This is a genomic window from Agrobacterium sp. CFBP2214, assembly GCF_030209895.1.
Classification (GTDB): Bacteria; Pseudomonadota; Alphaproteobacteria; order Rhizobiales; family Rhizobiaceae; genus Agrobacterium; species Agrobacterium radiobacter.
Map to the genome: position 1 here is coordinate 529222 of NZ_JARVRC010000006.1, position 14948 is coordinate 544169.

14 protein-coding genes are annotated in these 14948 nt (G+C 58.2%); 11 read left to right on the forward strand and 3 right to left on the reverse strand.

What is annotated here, in order from left to right:
- Positions 1–117 precede the first annotated feature (117 nt).
- From omp10 to QRN60_RS18165, 5 genes are all read left to right on the forward strand, one after another.
- Positions 118–492 (forward strand): outer membrane lipoprotein Omp10, encoded by a 375-nt coding sequence (gene omp10, locus QRN60_RS18145; RefSeq protein WP_003506132.1) that lies wholly within the window; start codon positions 118–120, stop codon positions 490–492.
- A 217-nt stretch (positions 493–709) separates the two neighbouring features.
- Positions 710–2626, forward strand: a complete 1917-nt coding sequence (locus QRN60_RS18150) for a 5'-nucleotidase C-terminal domain-containing protein (protein WP_080864736.1) — start codon at positions 710–712, stop codon at positions 2624–2626.
- Positions 2627–2977: 351 nt separating this feature from the next.
- Complete coding sequence (gene hemH, locus QRN60_RS18155; protein WP_112488851.1) at positions 2978–4012, forward strand: ferrochelatase; 1035 nt, start codon at positions 2978–2980, stop codon at positions 4010–4012.
- 57 nt (positions 4013–4069) lie between these two features.
- Positions 4070–5119 carry an SPFH domain-containing protein gene (locus QRN60_RS18160; protein ID WP_111780728.1) on the forward strand — a complete coding sequence of 350 codons (1050 nt, stop codon included), beginning with the start codon at positions 4070–4072 and terminating at the stop codon, positions 5117–5119.
- 2 nt (positions 5120–5121) lie between these two features.
- Positions 5122–5586 (forward strand): NfeD family protein, encoded by a 465-nt coding sequence (locus QRN60_RS18165; protein ID WP_003506125.1) that lies wholly within the window; start codon positions 5122–5124, stop codon positions 5584–5586.
- A gap of 22 nt (positions 5587–5608) precedes the next feature.
- On the opposite strand, the gene QRN60_RS18170 is transcribed toward QRN60_RS18165, so the two are convergent.
- Positions 5609–6604 carry a KpsF/GutQ family sugar-phosphate isomerase gene (locus QRN60_RS18170; RefSeq protein ID WP_003506123.1) on the reverse strand — a complete coding sequence of 332 codons (996 nt, stop codon included), beginning with the start codon at positions 6602–6604 and terminating at the stop codon, positions 5609–5611.
- Between the two features lie 112 nt (positions 6605–6716).
- On the reverse strand, positions 6717–7082 hold the full coding sequence (locus tag QRN60_RS18175) for a PAS domain-containing protein (protein WP_020809342.1): 366 nt from the start codon (positions 7080–7082) through the stop codon (positions 6717–6719).
- A 92-nt stretch (positions 7083–7174) separates the two neighbouring features.
- Here QRN60_RS18175 and QRN60_RS18180 point away from each other — a divergent pair, with 92 nt between their 5' ends.
- Both QRN60_RS18180 and uppP read left to right on the forward strand, forming a co-directional pair.
- Complete coding sequence (locus QRN60_RS18180; protein WP_153315100.1) at positions 7175–7495, forward strand: hypothetical protein; 321 nt, start codon at positions 7175–7177, stop codon at positions 7493–7495.
- Positions 7496–7501: 6 nt separating this feature from the next.
- A complete protein-coding gene (uppP, locus tag QRN60_RS18185) occupies positions 7502–8995 on the forward strand; it encodes a polysaccharide biosynthesis protein UppP (protein WP_129564707.1) in 1494 nt (497 codons plus the stop codon).
- Between the two features lie 57 nt (positions 8996–9052).
- On the opposite strand, the gene galU is transcribed toward uppP, so the two are convergent.
- Positions 9053–9940, reverse strand: a complete 888-nt coding sequence (gene galU, locus QRN60_RS18190) for a UTP--glucose-1-phosphate uridylyltransferase GalU (RefSeq protein ID WP_003506117.1) — start codon at positions 9938–9940, stop codon at positions 9053–9055.
- A 195-nt stretch (positions 9941–10135) separates the two neighbouring features.
- On the opposite strand from galU, the gene QRN60_RS18195 reads away from it, so the two are divergent.
- From QRN60_RS18195 to QRN60_RS18210, 4 genes are all read left to right on the forward strand, one after another.
- Positions 10136–11359, forward strand: a complete 1224-nt coding sequence (locus tag QRN60_RS18195; protein ID WP_003506115.1) for a lytic murein transglycosylase — start codon at positions 10136–10138, stop codon at positions 11357–11359.
- A gap of 63 nt (positions 11360–11422) precedes the next feature.
- Complete coding sequence (locus tag QRN60_RS18200; RefSeq protein ID WP_129564706.1) at positions 11423–12658, forward strand: SGNH/GDSL hydrolase family protein; 1236 nt, start codon at positions 11423–11425, stop codon at positions 12656–12658.
- A gap of 251 nt (positions 12659–12909) precedes the next feature.
- Complete coding sequence (locus QRN60_RS18205) at positions 12910–13584, forward strand: response regulator transcription factor (RefSeq protein ID WP_129564705.1); 675 nt, start codon at positions 12910–12912, stop codon at positions 13582–13584.
- On the forward strand, positions 13581–14936 hold the full coding sequence (locus QRN60_RS18210; RefSeq protein WP_129564704.1) for a sensor histidine kinase: 1356 nt from the start codon (positions 13581–13583) through the stop codon (positions 14934–14936). Before QRN60_RS18205 ends, QRN60_RS18210 begins: the two co-directional genes overlap by 4 nt.
- The last annotated feature ends 12 nt before the right edge of the window (positions 14937–14948 follow it).

Here is a 14948-nt window from a genome sequence, read left to right on the forward strand (position 1 = left end):
CTTTCCTGAACGACGTCAGGAACCGGGGAGAGCGAACAACGTTGCCTTGAAATAAAGAACGCTTCACGGCATGGTCGAAGCACAGAAGGTTTCATCGAATCGCAGGAGAACAGGCTCATGAACTTCAAGACAAGCGCTGCTTTGCTTTCAGCCGCCATCGCGGTGTCTTCATGCGTCGCGCCGGGCCCCTCCCAGCAGACCTCGATGGCGCCTTCGCTTTCCCGCGGCCCGGCAGTCGACGGCCGCTGGATCGACCGCAACGGCATCGTATCCACGTTCCAGAACGGCGCTTTCTCCACGCGTTCGACAGACACCAACACGCTTCTGGCCTCCGGCACCTACGTGACGATTTCGCCGACGCTTTATGAAATCAACATGACGTCGCTGGTGCGCAACACGCAGTCACGCGTCAACTGCGCCCTCGTCTCCCCGTCACAATTGAACTGCACAACCGACACGAACAGCCAGTTCTCGCTGACGCGTCAGGGCTGATAATATCGCCTTTTCAATAGGATGACCTTCTGAAACGCACGCCTTCGGCGTGCGTTTTTCTTTATTGCTCATCTGTCATAATTTCGCTTGCGGCAGCTGCCGCTAAATGGAAACATCCGGTTTTCGAAAGACTGAGATGTTTTCGGATTAAAGAATGAGCGCGGTCGGAGAATGATCAGCCGGCCTGGACTTCCGCTTTGAACAGGAGAGAGGGACCATGAAGAAAATTTGGGGACTGGGCATGCTGAGCGTTTCGGTAATAACGCTTTCAGCTGGAGCGGCTCTGGCCGATTACGAGCTCAACATTCTTCACATCAACGATTTTCACTCCCGTATCGAATCGATCAACAAATTCGACTCGACCTGCTCGGCGGAAGAAGAAGGCAAGAACGAATGCTTCGGCGGCGCCGCGCGCCTGCTGACCGCAATCAACCAGACCCGTGACGCGCTGAAGGCGGAAGGGAAAAATGTCCTGCTGCTGAATGCCGGCGACAATTTCCAGGGATCGCTGTTCTACACCACCTATAAAGGCACGGTGGAAGCGGAAGTGCTGAACGCCATGAAGTTCGACGCCATGACCGTCGGCAATCATGAATTCGACGATAGCGAAGACGGCCTTGCCGGCTTCCTCGACAAGGTGCAGTTCCCGGTCGTAACCGCCAATGTGGTGGCCACTGCCGCCTCGAAAATCGGCAACCGCGTCAAGCCGTCCATCGTGCTCGAAGTCGGCGGACAGAAAATCGGCATCGTCGGCGCCGTTGCCAACGATACGGCGGAACTGGCAACGCCCGGTCCCAATATCACCATCGCCGAAGATGTCGCAAAAATCAGCGAACAGGTGCAGAAGCTGAAGCAGGACGGCGTCAACAAGATCATCGCGCTGACGCATGTCGGATATCCGCGCGATCTCGAATTCATCGCCAAAATTCCTGATGTCGACGTCGTGGTTGGCGGCCATACCCATACACTGCTGTCCAACACCGACCAGAAGGCCGAAGGCCCTTATCCGACCCTCGTCGACAATCCCGGCGGCTACAAGGTTCCGGTGGTGCAGGCCGGCCAGTACAGCAAATATCTCGGCGACCTCAAAGTGGTCTTCGACGACGGCGGCGTCGTGAAGGAAAGCAAGGGCGACCCGATCCTTATCGATTCCTCCTTCAAGCCCGATGAAGCCACGCTGAAGCGCATTGATGAGCTGAAGGCGCCGATCGAAGCGCTGAAATCCAAGGTCGTCGGCACTTCGGAAGGCCCGATCGAAGGCGACCGCAAGGTTTGCCGCGTGAAGGAATGCTCCATGGGCAATCTGGTGGCCGATGCGACGCTGGCCCGCGTCAAGGATCAGGGTGTCACCATCGCTTTTGCAAACAGCGGCGGCCTGCGTTCCTCCATCGATGGCGGCGATGTCTCGATGGGTGAAGTGCTGACGGTTCTGCCGTTCCAGAACACCGTTGCAACCTTCCAGCTCAAGGGCGAGGATATTCGCGCTGCGCTCGAAAACGGCGTCAGCCAGATCGATGACGTCGCGGGCCGCTTCATGCAGGTTTCCGGCATGAAATATTCCTTCGACCGTTCCAAGCCGGCCGGTAGCCGCATCGTTTCGGTCGACGTCAAGGAAGGCGATGCTTTCGTGCCTCTTGACCCCGCCAAGACCTATATCGTCGCAGCCAATAACTACGTGCGCACCGGCGGTGATGGCTTCAAGGTCTTCGCGACCAAGGCGATCAATGCCTATGACTTCGGCCCTAACCTTGAAGAGGCAGTTGCGGCTTATATCACCGCCAACAGCCCCTATAAGCCCTATACCGACGGCCGCATCAGCGAAGTGACGCCTGCCGGTTATGTCGCTCCGGCAAAGCCTGCGGCACCGACACCAGCCGCAACCGCGCCTGCCCCGGCTGCTGCTCCAGCACCCGCGGCCACCGCACCCGCTGCACCCGCGCCAGCATCCCCGGCACCTGCTGCGGCCGCTGCCGCCGTCAGCAAATACGTCGTCGAAAAGGGCGATTCGCTCTGGAAGATCGCAGCGGAGAAATATGGCGACGGCGCTCTCTGGCACAGAATTGCCAAGGCAAACACGCTGAAGCAGCCGAACCATATTGAAATCGGCGAGGAGCTGGAACTGCCGGCCCAATAAGCCGGGCGGGAACGAACAGGGCAATTTGCCGCAGACACAACGCCGGCCCCGGCACATCGGGGCCGGCTTCTTATTTTCTATTTAAAAACAAAGCGCTACGGATAAAATTTTGCCAAGGGCGAGCCTGCGCCTCCCCTCACCCCGGAAATTGCCGCCGCCGATGGTTCAATCCTGAAGAATTTCGTCTAGAACACGATGAACAAAATGACGGCCAGAGCGTATAGCTCGGGCATTCCGGCCAAACCTCATCGGTTTGCGTTCGGGCAGATAAACAGAAGATGGAGCGTTTCCGGCCTTTATCTGCGGCGGGCCGCTCCTTATACAACCAGTCCGAGTTTCAGGGTATCATTCATGGCGACAGAACTATCCCCTCTCCCCACAAACCATCCCCGTGTAACTTTTGGCAAGGTGGGCGTCCTGCTCGTCAATCTCGGCACACCTGACGGCACTGACTATTGGCCGATGCGCCGTTATCTGGCGGAGTTTCTGAGCGACAAGCGCGTGATCGAGTGGTCGCGCCTCTACTGGTATCCGATCCTTTATGGCATCGTCCTCAACAAGCGCCCGCAGAAGGTCGGCAAGGCCTATGAGGAAATCTGGAACCACGAGCGCAATGAAAGCTACCTGCGCACCTATACACGCAGCCAGGGCGAGTTGATGGCGGAAGCGTTGAAGGATCTGCCCAACGTCGTGGTCGACTGGGGCATGCGCTACGGCCAGCCCTCAATCGCCTCGAAGATCGACGCCCTGAAGGAACAGGGCTGCGAAAAAATCCTGCTTTTCCCGCTTTATCCGCAATATGCCGCATCGACCACCGCAACCGTGAACGACAAGGCTTTCGAGCATCTGATGAAGCTGCGCTGGCAGCCCGCCATCCGCACCGTGCCGCCCTATCATGACGATCCCGCCTATATCGAGGCGCTCGCGGCCTCCGTCAAAAATCATCTGGCGACACTGGACTGGGAGCCGGAGATGTTGATCACCTCCTTCCACGGCATTCCGCAATCCTATTTCAAAAAGGGCGACCCCTATTATTGTCATTGCCAGAAAACCGCCCGCCTGCTGCGGCAAGCGCTGGGGCGGACCGAAAAGAACTTCATGATCACCTTCCAGTCGCGTTTCGGGCCGGAAGAATGGCTGCAGCCCTATACCGACAAAACAGTGGAAAAACTGGCTTCCGAGGGCGTGAAGCGCATCGCCGTCATGAATCCCGGCTTCGTTTCGGATTGTCTTGAAACACTGGAAGAAATTGCCGGTGAAGCCGGGGAGATATTCCTGCATAATGGCGGTGAGAAATTTACCCATATTCCGTGTCTCAACGACAGCGTCGAGGGCATGAATGTTCTCGAAACGGTTGTAAGACGGGAGTTGCAAGGCTGGGTGTAATCTTGCCATAAGGTTGTTGGGATAAATCCCCGATAGTTCTGATTTGGAGGGAAAGTGATGATTGCATTGGGCGGTTTCGACATCGTCGTCATAGCGGCGGTTGTTCTGGTTATTCTGGTGCTGTTTGCCGGCATCAAGACCGTGCCGCAGGGGCATCGTTACACGGTTGAACGGTTCGGGCGTTATACCCGCACGCTCGAACCGGGCCTGAACCTCATCGTGCCGTTCTTCGAGAAAATCGGCTCGAAAATGAATGTGATGGAGCAGGTGCTCCACATACCGACGCAGGAAGTCATTACCCGCGACAATGCGAGTGTTTCTGCCGATGCCGTCACCTTCTATCAGGTGCTGAACGCCGCACAGGCGGCTTACCAGATCGCCAATCTGGAAATGGCGATCGAAAACCTCACCATGACCAATATCCGCTCGGTGATGGGCTCGATGGACCTCGACGAGCTGCTGTCAAACCGCGACGCCATCAATGACCGCCTGCTGCGCGTGGTCGATGAGGCAGTAGGCCCCTGGGGCATCAAGGTCACCCGTATCGAAATCAAGGATATCGCGCCGCCGAAGGACCTCGTCGATTCCATGGCGCGGCAGATGAAGGCGGAGCGCGAAAAGCGCGCGCAGGTGCTGGAAGCAGAAGGCGCCCGCAACGCCCAGATCCTTCGCGCGGAAGGCGCCAAGCAATCCGCCATTCTGGAAGCGGAAGGCCAGCGCGAAGCGGCGTTCCGCGATGCCGAAGCACGCGAACGTCTGGCCGAGGCCGAAGCCAACGCCACCCGCATGGTGTCGGAAGCCATTGCCTCCGGCAACGTCCACGCCATCAACTATTTCGTCGCCCAGAAATACACCGAAGCGCTTGCCGAAATCGGCACGGCCAAGAATTCCAAGATCGTGCTGATGCCGATGGAAGCCTCAGCGCTGATCGGCTCCCTCGGTGGCATCGGCACGATTGCGCGGGAGGTATTCGGCGACAAGGGCGATGCACCGAGCGCGCCCGCCGCCCCCACGTCATCCCGCTCCGTGCCGCCGACCCGGTCTTCCGGCCAAAACATCAATGTTACCATCCCGGGTAATCCCTTCGGTTCTTCATCGGAGAAGTGACGATGTTGCAACGGCTTGCCACTGAGCTGGGACCCTGGAGCTGGTGGATCGTCGGCTTCGTGCTGCTCGCCGCAGAACTCATCGCGCCCGGCGTCTTCCTGATCTGGATCGGCATTGCTGCGCTGGTCATCGGCGTCTTTTCGCTGTTCTTATGGGATGCCGCAATCTGGGCCTGGCAATTGCAACTGGTGCTGTTTGCCGCGCTCTCCGTCGTCTTCGCCCTGCTCGGCCGTAAATATTTCGGCCGAAACCGCGGCGCAAGCGACGAGCCATTCCTTAATCAGCGGGAGGCAAGCCTTGTCGGCCGCACCGCGACCCTTCAGGAACCTATTGTCGAAGGGCGTGGCCGGATCAGGCTGGACGATACATGGTGGCCGGTAAACGGCGAAGACATGCCGGCCGGAACCCGCGTGAGGATCGCTTCTGCGCGCGGACGCACGCTGACAGTCGAGCCGATTGACCGATAGGTTTTCAGGATCGGCGGTAGCGTCAAGCCACGCCGATCCTCAAGAGATCGTGGAAATGCACCAACCCGATCGGTCGATTGTCGTCATCAATGACAATCAGCGCGCCGATGTGGAATTTTTCCAGCGTCGCCAGTGCGCTGGTTGCCAGCACCGATTTTTTGACGGTCTTCGGCGAGCGGGTCATGATGTCGTCGACCGTCATTTCGGCGAGGTTGCGCGACAGGTTGCGCGCCATGTCACCCTCGGTGACGATGCCGCACAGACGGCCATCCTCATCCAGAATGCCAACACAGCCGAAATGCTTGCGCGAGAGAACACCAACCGCTTCCGGCATGGCCGTTCCCTTATTGACCAGCGGCACGCGATCACCGGTATGCATGATATCGCTGACCAGTGTCAGGCTAGCCCCCAGCTTGCCGCCGGGATGAAACACCTTGAAATCGCCCGCTGTGAAATTGCGCGCCTCGAGAAGCGCAACGGCAAGGGCATCGCCCAGCGCCAGCTGCATCAATGTGGAGGTCGTCGGTGCAAGTCCGAGCGGGCAGGCTTCCTGCTCATTGGGAACCAGCAGCACAATATCTGAAGCCTGGGCCAGCGATGAATTTTCCGAGCAGGTGAGCGCGATCAGCGGAATGGAAAAACGGCGCGAATAATTGATGATGCTGCGCAATTCCGCGCTTTCGCCGCCTTTGGAGATCGCCAGCACCACGTCATCGCCGCCGATCATGCCGAGATCGCCATGGTTGGCTTCCGCCGCATGCACAAAAAAGGCAGGCGTGCCGGTGGAGGCGAAGGTGGCCGCAAGCTTCGCGCCTATGTGGCCGCTTTTACCGACCCCGGTGATGATGAGGCGGCCGTTCGACTGGCCGATGGTCTCGATCGCCTTGCAGAAGGGCTCGGAAAGACCGTTCTGGAGAGCGTCCTCAAGGGCGGCAAGGCCAGCCCGCTCCATCGAAATCGTCCGCACGGCGGATTCGATGGCATTGTCTTCGACCAGTTTGACGGCGCGCGTAATCATGGCCGACTGTTACTCTTTCAGCCGGAATAAGTCCACTCTTCAGCCGGCAAGCACCGAGTTTTAGTAGATGCCACCCGAAAATGTTCAGCGGTTTCGGTACGACGGCATGTCGTTAATGACGCCGGTCCGGTGGAGAAATCTCCTCGATCGTTCCCAGCCGCTTGAAAGGGATGTTTTCCTCATCGACCAGATATCGCCCGAGCGTCCTTACCCATGAGACCGAGCCGTCGCTACGGCGCACGGCATATTCCTGATTATAAAAACTCGCGGCCTTCAGGGTGATCAACGCCGTTTCGATCACACGGTTTCGATGATCCAGGTCCACTTTTTCGAGCATCTGAAAAATGCTGATGCCCTGCATCGCCTGTCTTAGTGGAATCCCGAAGAGATCAGCACATACTTCATCTAAATAGAAACGGTCATTGGTAATATCCCAACAATAAAAGCCAACCTGCTTGATGTTCAAAACGGGATTCATGAAACGACGCTGTCACACAAAATAAATTTAATACGGCTTGCTGAGCAATAGAAGATCAGCCCTGTTAGATCATAGGGCGATTCCGTGCCAAATTGAAACGTTTTAATCTTCTCATATTAGAATTTTTTTGCATTTATGACTATTTTTCTCCAGTCATCGGAGCGGACGAAATCGAGCCGTCGGTTTCGGTGATGGATGCCGCTGCTTTTCCGCCGCCCGCCATAACGCTGAAATCCCGGCGATCTTTATCAACTGTTAACCATAAAAAACCTATTGTTAAAGCGATGTTAAAACTTGCGTCGCCTGTCTGGTCCCTGGTTTCTTCATGTCATTTCATCGGCCTGTCACTCATCGGGTCCGAGGAGATGCCCTGGCGGGCCTTCGATCCGGCATCGGCCAAACTCGCCGGGTGAAAAGGAATGAATGTGAAGGGCACCGCCACACGTCTGCCGACGTCGCGGAAAGCAGCAACCCTGCTGCTCGCCTGTACGATTTTTTGCCCGCAGGGAAGTGCTTTCGCGCAGACTGCAACGACGGCCACGCCCGTATTACCGGGCGCCGCTTCTGCCGGAGACGGAAGAACCTCACCCCCGCTGGCGACGGATGGAGGGGTGAGCACAGGCACGGTTCAGGCCACGGCTACGCCCGCACCACAACTCTGGCGTCCGTCCAACAATCCCGGTGACCCGATTTACGAACAGCAGGACGACGCGGGCCAACCCTATGCCGACGCCGAAAACCCCTATGAGCCGACGATGGACGGCGGCGAAAATCCACGGATAGCGACCCAGCCCGGACAGACGCCCGGCATCCGGCTCGGTACATTCCTGCTGCGGCCTTCGATCAGCCAGACGATCAATACGGAAAAACAAACGAATACCGGCGGCCCTTCCAGACGCAACTATCTGACGACGGGCATACGCGGCACGCTCACCAGCGACTGGTCCCGCCACGCTTTGACGGTGACAGGCGACGGTGCCTGGGAGAGAAACTTCGGCAGCGACAAGGATGGCGAAGAGCCCCGGGCAAGAATAGAGGCCGATCTGCGCCTTGATCTCGGCGAAGAAACGACAGCCAATCTCAAGGCCGGTTACGAATTCAGCCGTGAGGACACGACGGACCCCAACGCTCTGACTGGCGCTGCCGTACAGGGCGGCGAACACCGCTTCACCACGAGCGCGTCGATAGAGCGGGATTTCGGCAAGCTGCGCGGCCTGGCGGCGCTCGATCTCTCGCGCACGGTCTATACGGATGCAAAAGGCATAGACGGACGGCCGATCAGCCTCAGCGACCGCGACCAGAACGGTGCCAACCTGCGCGGACGCATCGGCTATGAATTGTCACCGGCGCTCATCCCCTTCCTCGAACTGAACGCTGGGACGAGCAAATATGACAGGCGTCTCGACAATTCGGGCTATGCCCGTTCCTCCAATGCCTATGGGGCAAAGATCGGCGCGGAAGTCGATCTTGGCGAGAAGACACGCGGCGAGGCCGCCATCGGTTATCTGCGCAAGCAATATGATGACGATCGCCTCGCCTCGATCGGCGCATTGACACTGGATGGCGAACTCAACTGGTCACCCCAGCGCGGCACGAATGTCAATCTCGGCCTGCGCACGACGATAGAGGACTTTGCCGGCGGGCCGCAGGGTGGCTGGATTTCCTACCGGCTGGATGCCGGCCTGACCCACGAATTGCGCAACAACCTTGTCGCCCGCCTGACGGGACAGATCGTGCACCGCACCTTCCCCTCTTCCGACACAGAAAATGCCGTGGAATATACCGCGGGTGCCGGCCTGACCTGGGGTCTCAACCGCTATCTCGACCTGACCGCGGACGTCAGCTACCAGTGGACGCCGGTTTATGACAGCAGCGAGCTGCGCGTCGGCGCAGGACTTGTCCTGAAGCGATAATGGCCACAAACGAAAATCCCGGCGCAAAGGCCGGGATTTCCTTATATGCTCGGTCGATTATTTCAGACCGTCGATCAGAGCCTTGATCGGCTCTTCGATCGCAGGGCGAATATCGCCACGCTCGAGCGCGAATGCGACGTTGGCAAGAATGAAACCATCCTTGGCGCCGCAATCGAAGGTCTGGCCACGGAAATGATAGCCGGCGAACTGCTGCGACTTGGCAAGCGACAGCATGCCGTCCGTCAGCTGGATTTCATTGCCGGCGCCACGCTCCTGATTTTCGAGAATGTCGAAAATCTCGGGCTGAAGAATATAACGGCCGTTGATGTAGAAATTCGACGGCGCCGTACCCTTGGCAGGCTTTTCGACCATTTCAGTGATCTTGAAACCTTCGCCGACGGCGTCGCCCACGCCGACGATGCCATATTTATGCGTCTGATCAGGGGCGCATTCCTGCACCGCGATGACATTGCCCTGGGTCTGGTCGTAAAGTTCGACCATGCCCTTAAGGCAGCTTTTCTGCGAATGCATGATCATGTCGGGCAAGAGCACGGCGAAAGGCTCGTCGCCGACGATATCACGTGCGCACCAGACCGCATGGCCAAGACCAAGCGGCACCTGCTGGCGCGTGAAACTTGCCGTGCCCGCCTTGGGCAGAAGGCCGGCCAGCAATGTCAGCTCGGCATTCTTGTTGCGCTCGCGCAGCATCTGTTCGAGTTCAAATTGAATATCAAAATAATCTTCAATCACAGCCTTGCCGCGGCCGGTGACAAATACAAAATGCTCAATGCCCGCTTCCGCCGCCTCATCAACGACGTATTGAATGACAGGCTTGTCGACGACGGTGAGCATTTCTTTCGGAACCGCCTTGGTGGCGGGCAGGAAACGCGTACCGAGACCTGCGACCGGAAATACAGCCTTCCGAATTTTCTTCTGTTCTACCACATATCCCTCCTGAGAGATAAAACTTGATCACAATCCCCGCACGCTGTTGTTATTTCAAAAATAACAACGTTTTGTAAAGGGTGACGCTACCATCTATTAATGGTAAAGAATTTGTTGACGTTCTTTTGTTATCCATGACGACGCCCGATGCGTTTTCGCAATCGAAATGACATTCGAGAGAACGAAAGACTGACGATGACAAAGATGATCCTTTCAGGTGTCCGCAAATTCGGCTGCATGATGGTTGCAGGTTTGGCAATCTCGCTGGCGCCCGTTTCTGCTCACGCAGATGCGGGGTTCAGACAGTGGATCAACCAGTTCTACGCAACAGCCGCGAAAGAAGGCATTAGCAAGGCGACCTATCAGAAGGCTTTTTCCGGTGTCAGCGAGCCGGACCCGGATGCGCTGCGCAAGGCCACCTTCCAGCCGGAATTCACCACGCAGATCTGGGATTATCTCGATTCCCGCGTCAATCCGTACACGGTGCGGATCGGCCGCGAAATGAAGATGAAGCACGCGACGACCCTCAACTGGATCGAGCGTAACTTCAATGTCGACAAGCACATCATTCTCGCCATCTGGTCGATGGAATCGAATTACGGCGCGGTTCTCGAAAAGCCGGAGCGGCTGCACAATATTCCGCAGGCGCTGGCAACGCTCGCCTACTCCGATCCCAAGCGCGCCAAATTCGCGCGCACGCAACTGATCGCCGCTTTGAAGATTCTTCAGGCGGGCGACGTGACACCGAAACAGCTGACGGGTTCCTGGGCGGGCGCGATGGGTCACACCCAGTTCATCCCCACCAGCTACCTGCTTTATGCCGTGGATGCGGATGGCAACGGCAAGCGCGATATCTGGCATTCCGTTCCGGACGCGCTGGCAACCGCTGCCAATCTTCTTTCCAAGAACGGCTGGGAGCCCGGCCGCACCTGGGGTTACGAAACCGCCGTTCCGCGTGGCGGCGCCCGTTATGAAGGGCAGACGAAGACCATTGCGGAATGGGCAAAGCTCGGCTTCACCCGTCCGAACGGCAAGAATTTCACCCGCGGTTCCGATCGCGCCATGCTGAAATTGCAGGGTGGCGCAAACGGCCCCGGTTTCCTGGTGATGAAAAACTTCTTCACCATCAAGAAATACAACGCTTCCGACAGCTATGCGCTGGCTGTCGGCCTGCTTGCGGATGAGATTGCCGGTTATGGCGGCATGCAACAGAAATGGCCGCGTCCCGACGGAACGCTGGATATTCGTGAAAAATTCGAACTCCAGACCCGCATGAAGGAACTCGGCTATTATGATGGCGAGGTTGACGGGAACTTCGGCTCCGGTTCGAAAGCCGCCATCAGCGCCATCCAGTCGCGCATGGGTATGGAAACCGACGGTCAGCCGTCGCAGCGGTTGCTGAGAGCCCTGCGCAATTGATAATGTGCCGGCGAATTCGGCGGCGTCATGGGCGCCGTCGATGCATCCGGAAAGGTTGATGTCATGAGTAGGAAACCTGCGGCGAAAAACGGAAGAACCGGCTGGCGTTTCTGCGCCGTCCTTCTTTCCGCTGCGCTTACACTGCCGCTCGTTCCTTCCGAAAGCCTCGCACAGGAGCAACGGCGCACCCTGTTTGAAATGCTCTTTGGCAAACCTGTGGGCCGCGATGGCGGATCCGGCCGCGAATACCAGCCCCGCAACCGCCGGGATTTTCCCTCTGCTCCGCGTGAACGATCGGTCACCCGCCCGCAACCCGCCAGAAAAGCGCCCTCGGTGGTGCAGATGCGGACCGCAAAACCGGAACCGGCAGCCAAGCTTGAAAATGCAAGGCGCGTTCTGGTCATCGGCGATTTTCTCGCCGGCGGCATGGGGGAAGAGTTGGTCAATGCCTTTGCCAGCTCGCCGGCAATCACCGTCGATGTGCGTGCCAACGGCTCTTCCGGCCTCGTCCGCACCGATTATTACGACTGGTTCAAAAACCTGCCGCAATTCATCAGCGAGACCAATCCGGCCACCATCGTCATCATGATGGGATCGAATGATCGCCAGCAGATGCAGATCGGCGATATCAGGGAGAAATTCGGCACGGAGGCCTGGTTCAAGGAATATGAACGGCGGATCGACGAACTTTTGACCCTTGCCGGACGCCAGAAGGTGCCGCTGCTCTGGGTTGGCGTTCCGGCCTTCCAGTCGCCATCGCTTTCGGCCGATCTCGTCGGCTTCAACCGGCTTTATCGCAGCCATGTCGAAAAATATGGCGGTGAATTCGTGGATGTCTGGGACGGTTTCGTCGATGAGGCGGGAAAATTTGTCATAACCGGCTACGACATGAACGGCCAGCAGGCCCGTCTGCGTGAGGCAGATGGCATCGGCATGACACAGGCCGGCAAGCGCAAGCTTGCATTTTACGTCGAAAAATTCGTGCGCCGGCACCTTGATAGCGCCGGACCGGACCTCGTGAAACTGGACGGCAGCAATCTGCCGGCGCTCACCTCCCTGCCCGCACTTGGCATCGATGCGGGGCAGGTACGCACCCAGCCGATCAGCCTGACCGATCCCAATCTCGATGGCGGCGACAAGCTGCTGGGCGACGCCCCTTTGACCGCCGGACCGACACGCGTATCCGTTGTGGAATCGCCGCGCGAAAGGCTGACCAAGCGCGGCGAGATGGCCGATGCACCGGCAGGCCGCATCGATGATTATCGTGTGGCGCCGGATACCACACAGGCCAAACAATAAGCACTTTCGCAGCGGCCTGACCGCCCCGCAGCGGGCGTAATGTTTAGGCAATCCGCGCATGACAGGGTAGGTACAGCTTTGCAGGAATGCGGGGTTGGCCATCCACCACCCCCGGTCCCCCTTTTGCATGGCGATATTTATTTGACGGCGACGCCTCGCTTGTCCGTAGCGTCAGCGGCGCCGTCTTTTTTTGCCTTTCGCCCGCGCCCCTTCCTGCCGGAAGGTACGCCGGACAATGCCGAGATGAATTCATGCGCCTGCTGCTTGTTGAAGACGAACGCGAAATGGCAGCAGCCCTGTCCGCCGCGCTCCACCGGTTCGATATTATCGTGGATACCGTCGGCACGCTCGATCTTGCCCGTCACGCCATCATGGATGGTGTTCACGACCTCGTTGTGCTTGATCGGCAATTGCCTGATGGCGATGGTATCCAGCTGATAGAAGATTTGCGCCTCCTGCCCATCACCCCGCCCGTCATCGTGCTGACGGCGCAGGGTTCGCTTGCGGATCGGGTCAATGGCCTCAATCTCGGTGCGGACGATTATCTGGCCAAGCCATTCGCCGTCGAGGAATTGCTTGCTCGCATCCGGGCCCTGATGCGCCGGCCGGCGGGTGCGGTCACGATGACAGCAAAGCTCGGCAGGCTGGAATTCTGCTTCGAAACCCGCGAAGTGCGCATCATGGGTGAATTTCTTCCGCTGACAAGACGGGAACTGCTGATCCTCGAAGCCCTGTTGCGGCGGCAGGGCAGAACGGTGCTGCGCTCATTGCTCGAGGAAGCCGTCTATAATTTCGACGATGAGATCCAGTCCAATGCGCTCGATTCCCACATTTCCCGCTTGCGCCGCAAACTGGCGGCCGCAGATGCGGGTCTCGAAGTCCACGGCATTCGTGGCGTCGGTTATCTCCTGAGGGCCACCTTATGAAACCGGCCAAAAGAAAATCGCTCAAACGCCGCCTCACCATTCAATTGCTGCTATTCCAGATCGGCAGCCTTTTCATCGTTACCGCGGCCATCATCACCTATATGTCGAGTGGCGGTGCGGGCAGCGCACTGCTCAGCCCCGAGGCGGCCCAGATAACCGCCAATGCGATCGTGCGCGATAGGGATAATCGGCTGGTTCTGAAGGAAACACCTGAGTTCATCAACCTGCGCAACGGCACCTCTGATTTCTGGTTTGTCGCCGTCAGCGAAAAAGGCGATATCGTTCAGGGCGGGCAGGTGCCTGAGGCCTTCAGCAATATGGATCAACAGCTTAGCGACGTCAGGATATCGGACGTGCGCGACGCGGCGCTTTCTTATTCCTATCTTGCCGTGGTGCGCATCGCCGTCGTTCGTCGCGCCTCCGGGCCAGCGGGAGAATTCGTCATGATCGGCAAGGGCGGCCCGTTCAGCATGACTTTCCCCGTCCTGCTGTTCTCCAACATACTGATCATGCCCGTCCTCATTCTCATGTCCATTGTGACGATCGTCGCCATTCCCTGGCTCATCCGCAGGGAATTTCGCGCCCTTTCCGCCATTGCCCGCACAGCGGAAACCATAGATATCGACAGACGTGGATATCGGCTGCCGGATGGCGATATTCCACGAGAGGTGCAGCCGCTCGTGCATGCCGTCAATGGCGCGCTGAAACGGCTGGATGACGGCTACGAACGGCACAAGCGTTTCATTCTCGATGCCGCCCATGAATTGCGGACCCCCGTCGCCATTCTCCAGACCCGCGTTGAAACGCTGCTGGACGGCCCGGCCAGAAACAGAATTTTGGCGGATGCCAGCCGCATTGCCGTGCTGGCCGAACAATTGCTGGATCTACAACGTCTCGGCGGGCAGAAGGCGCCTCTGGTGCCGCTTGATCTTGTCGGCCTTTGCAGGTCGGTCGTCGCCGATATGGCTCCGCTCGCCATATCACAGGGATATGCGCTCTCCTTTGAGCCGGAGGAAGAGCCGATCCTCGCCCTTGCCGACGACGCCTCGTTGCAGCGCGCCCTGATGAACATCGTGCAGAATGCCATCGAACATGGCGGCAATCGCGGAACGATCACGATGAGGGTCGCGGCGAACCGGGTGATCGAGATAGCTGACGAAGGCAATGGCATTCCCGAAGAGGAACGGGAGCTGATTTTCGAGGCCTTCCACCGCCTGCGGCCTAAAGATCGCGGCACCGGGCTCGGGCTCAACCTCGTGCAGGAAATCATGCGCTATCACGGCGGAGAGATTACCATCAGCGATGCTTCCACCGGTGGCGCCTGCTTCCGTATCACCCTTCCCTATTGCTGACGAAGAAGTCCT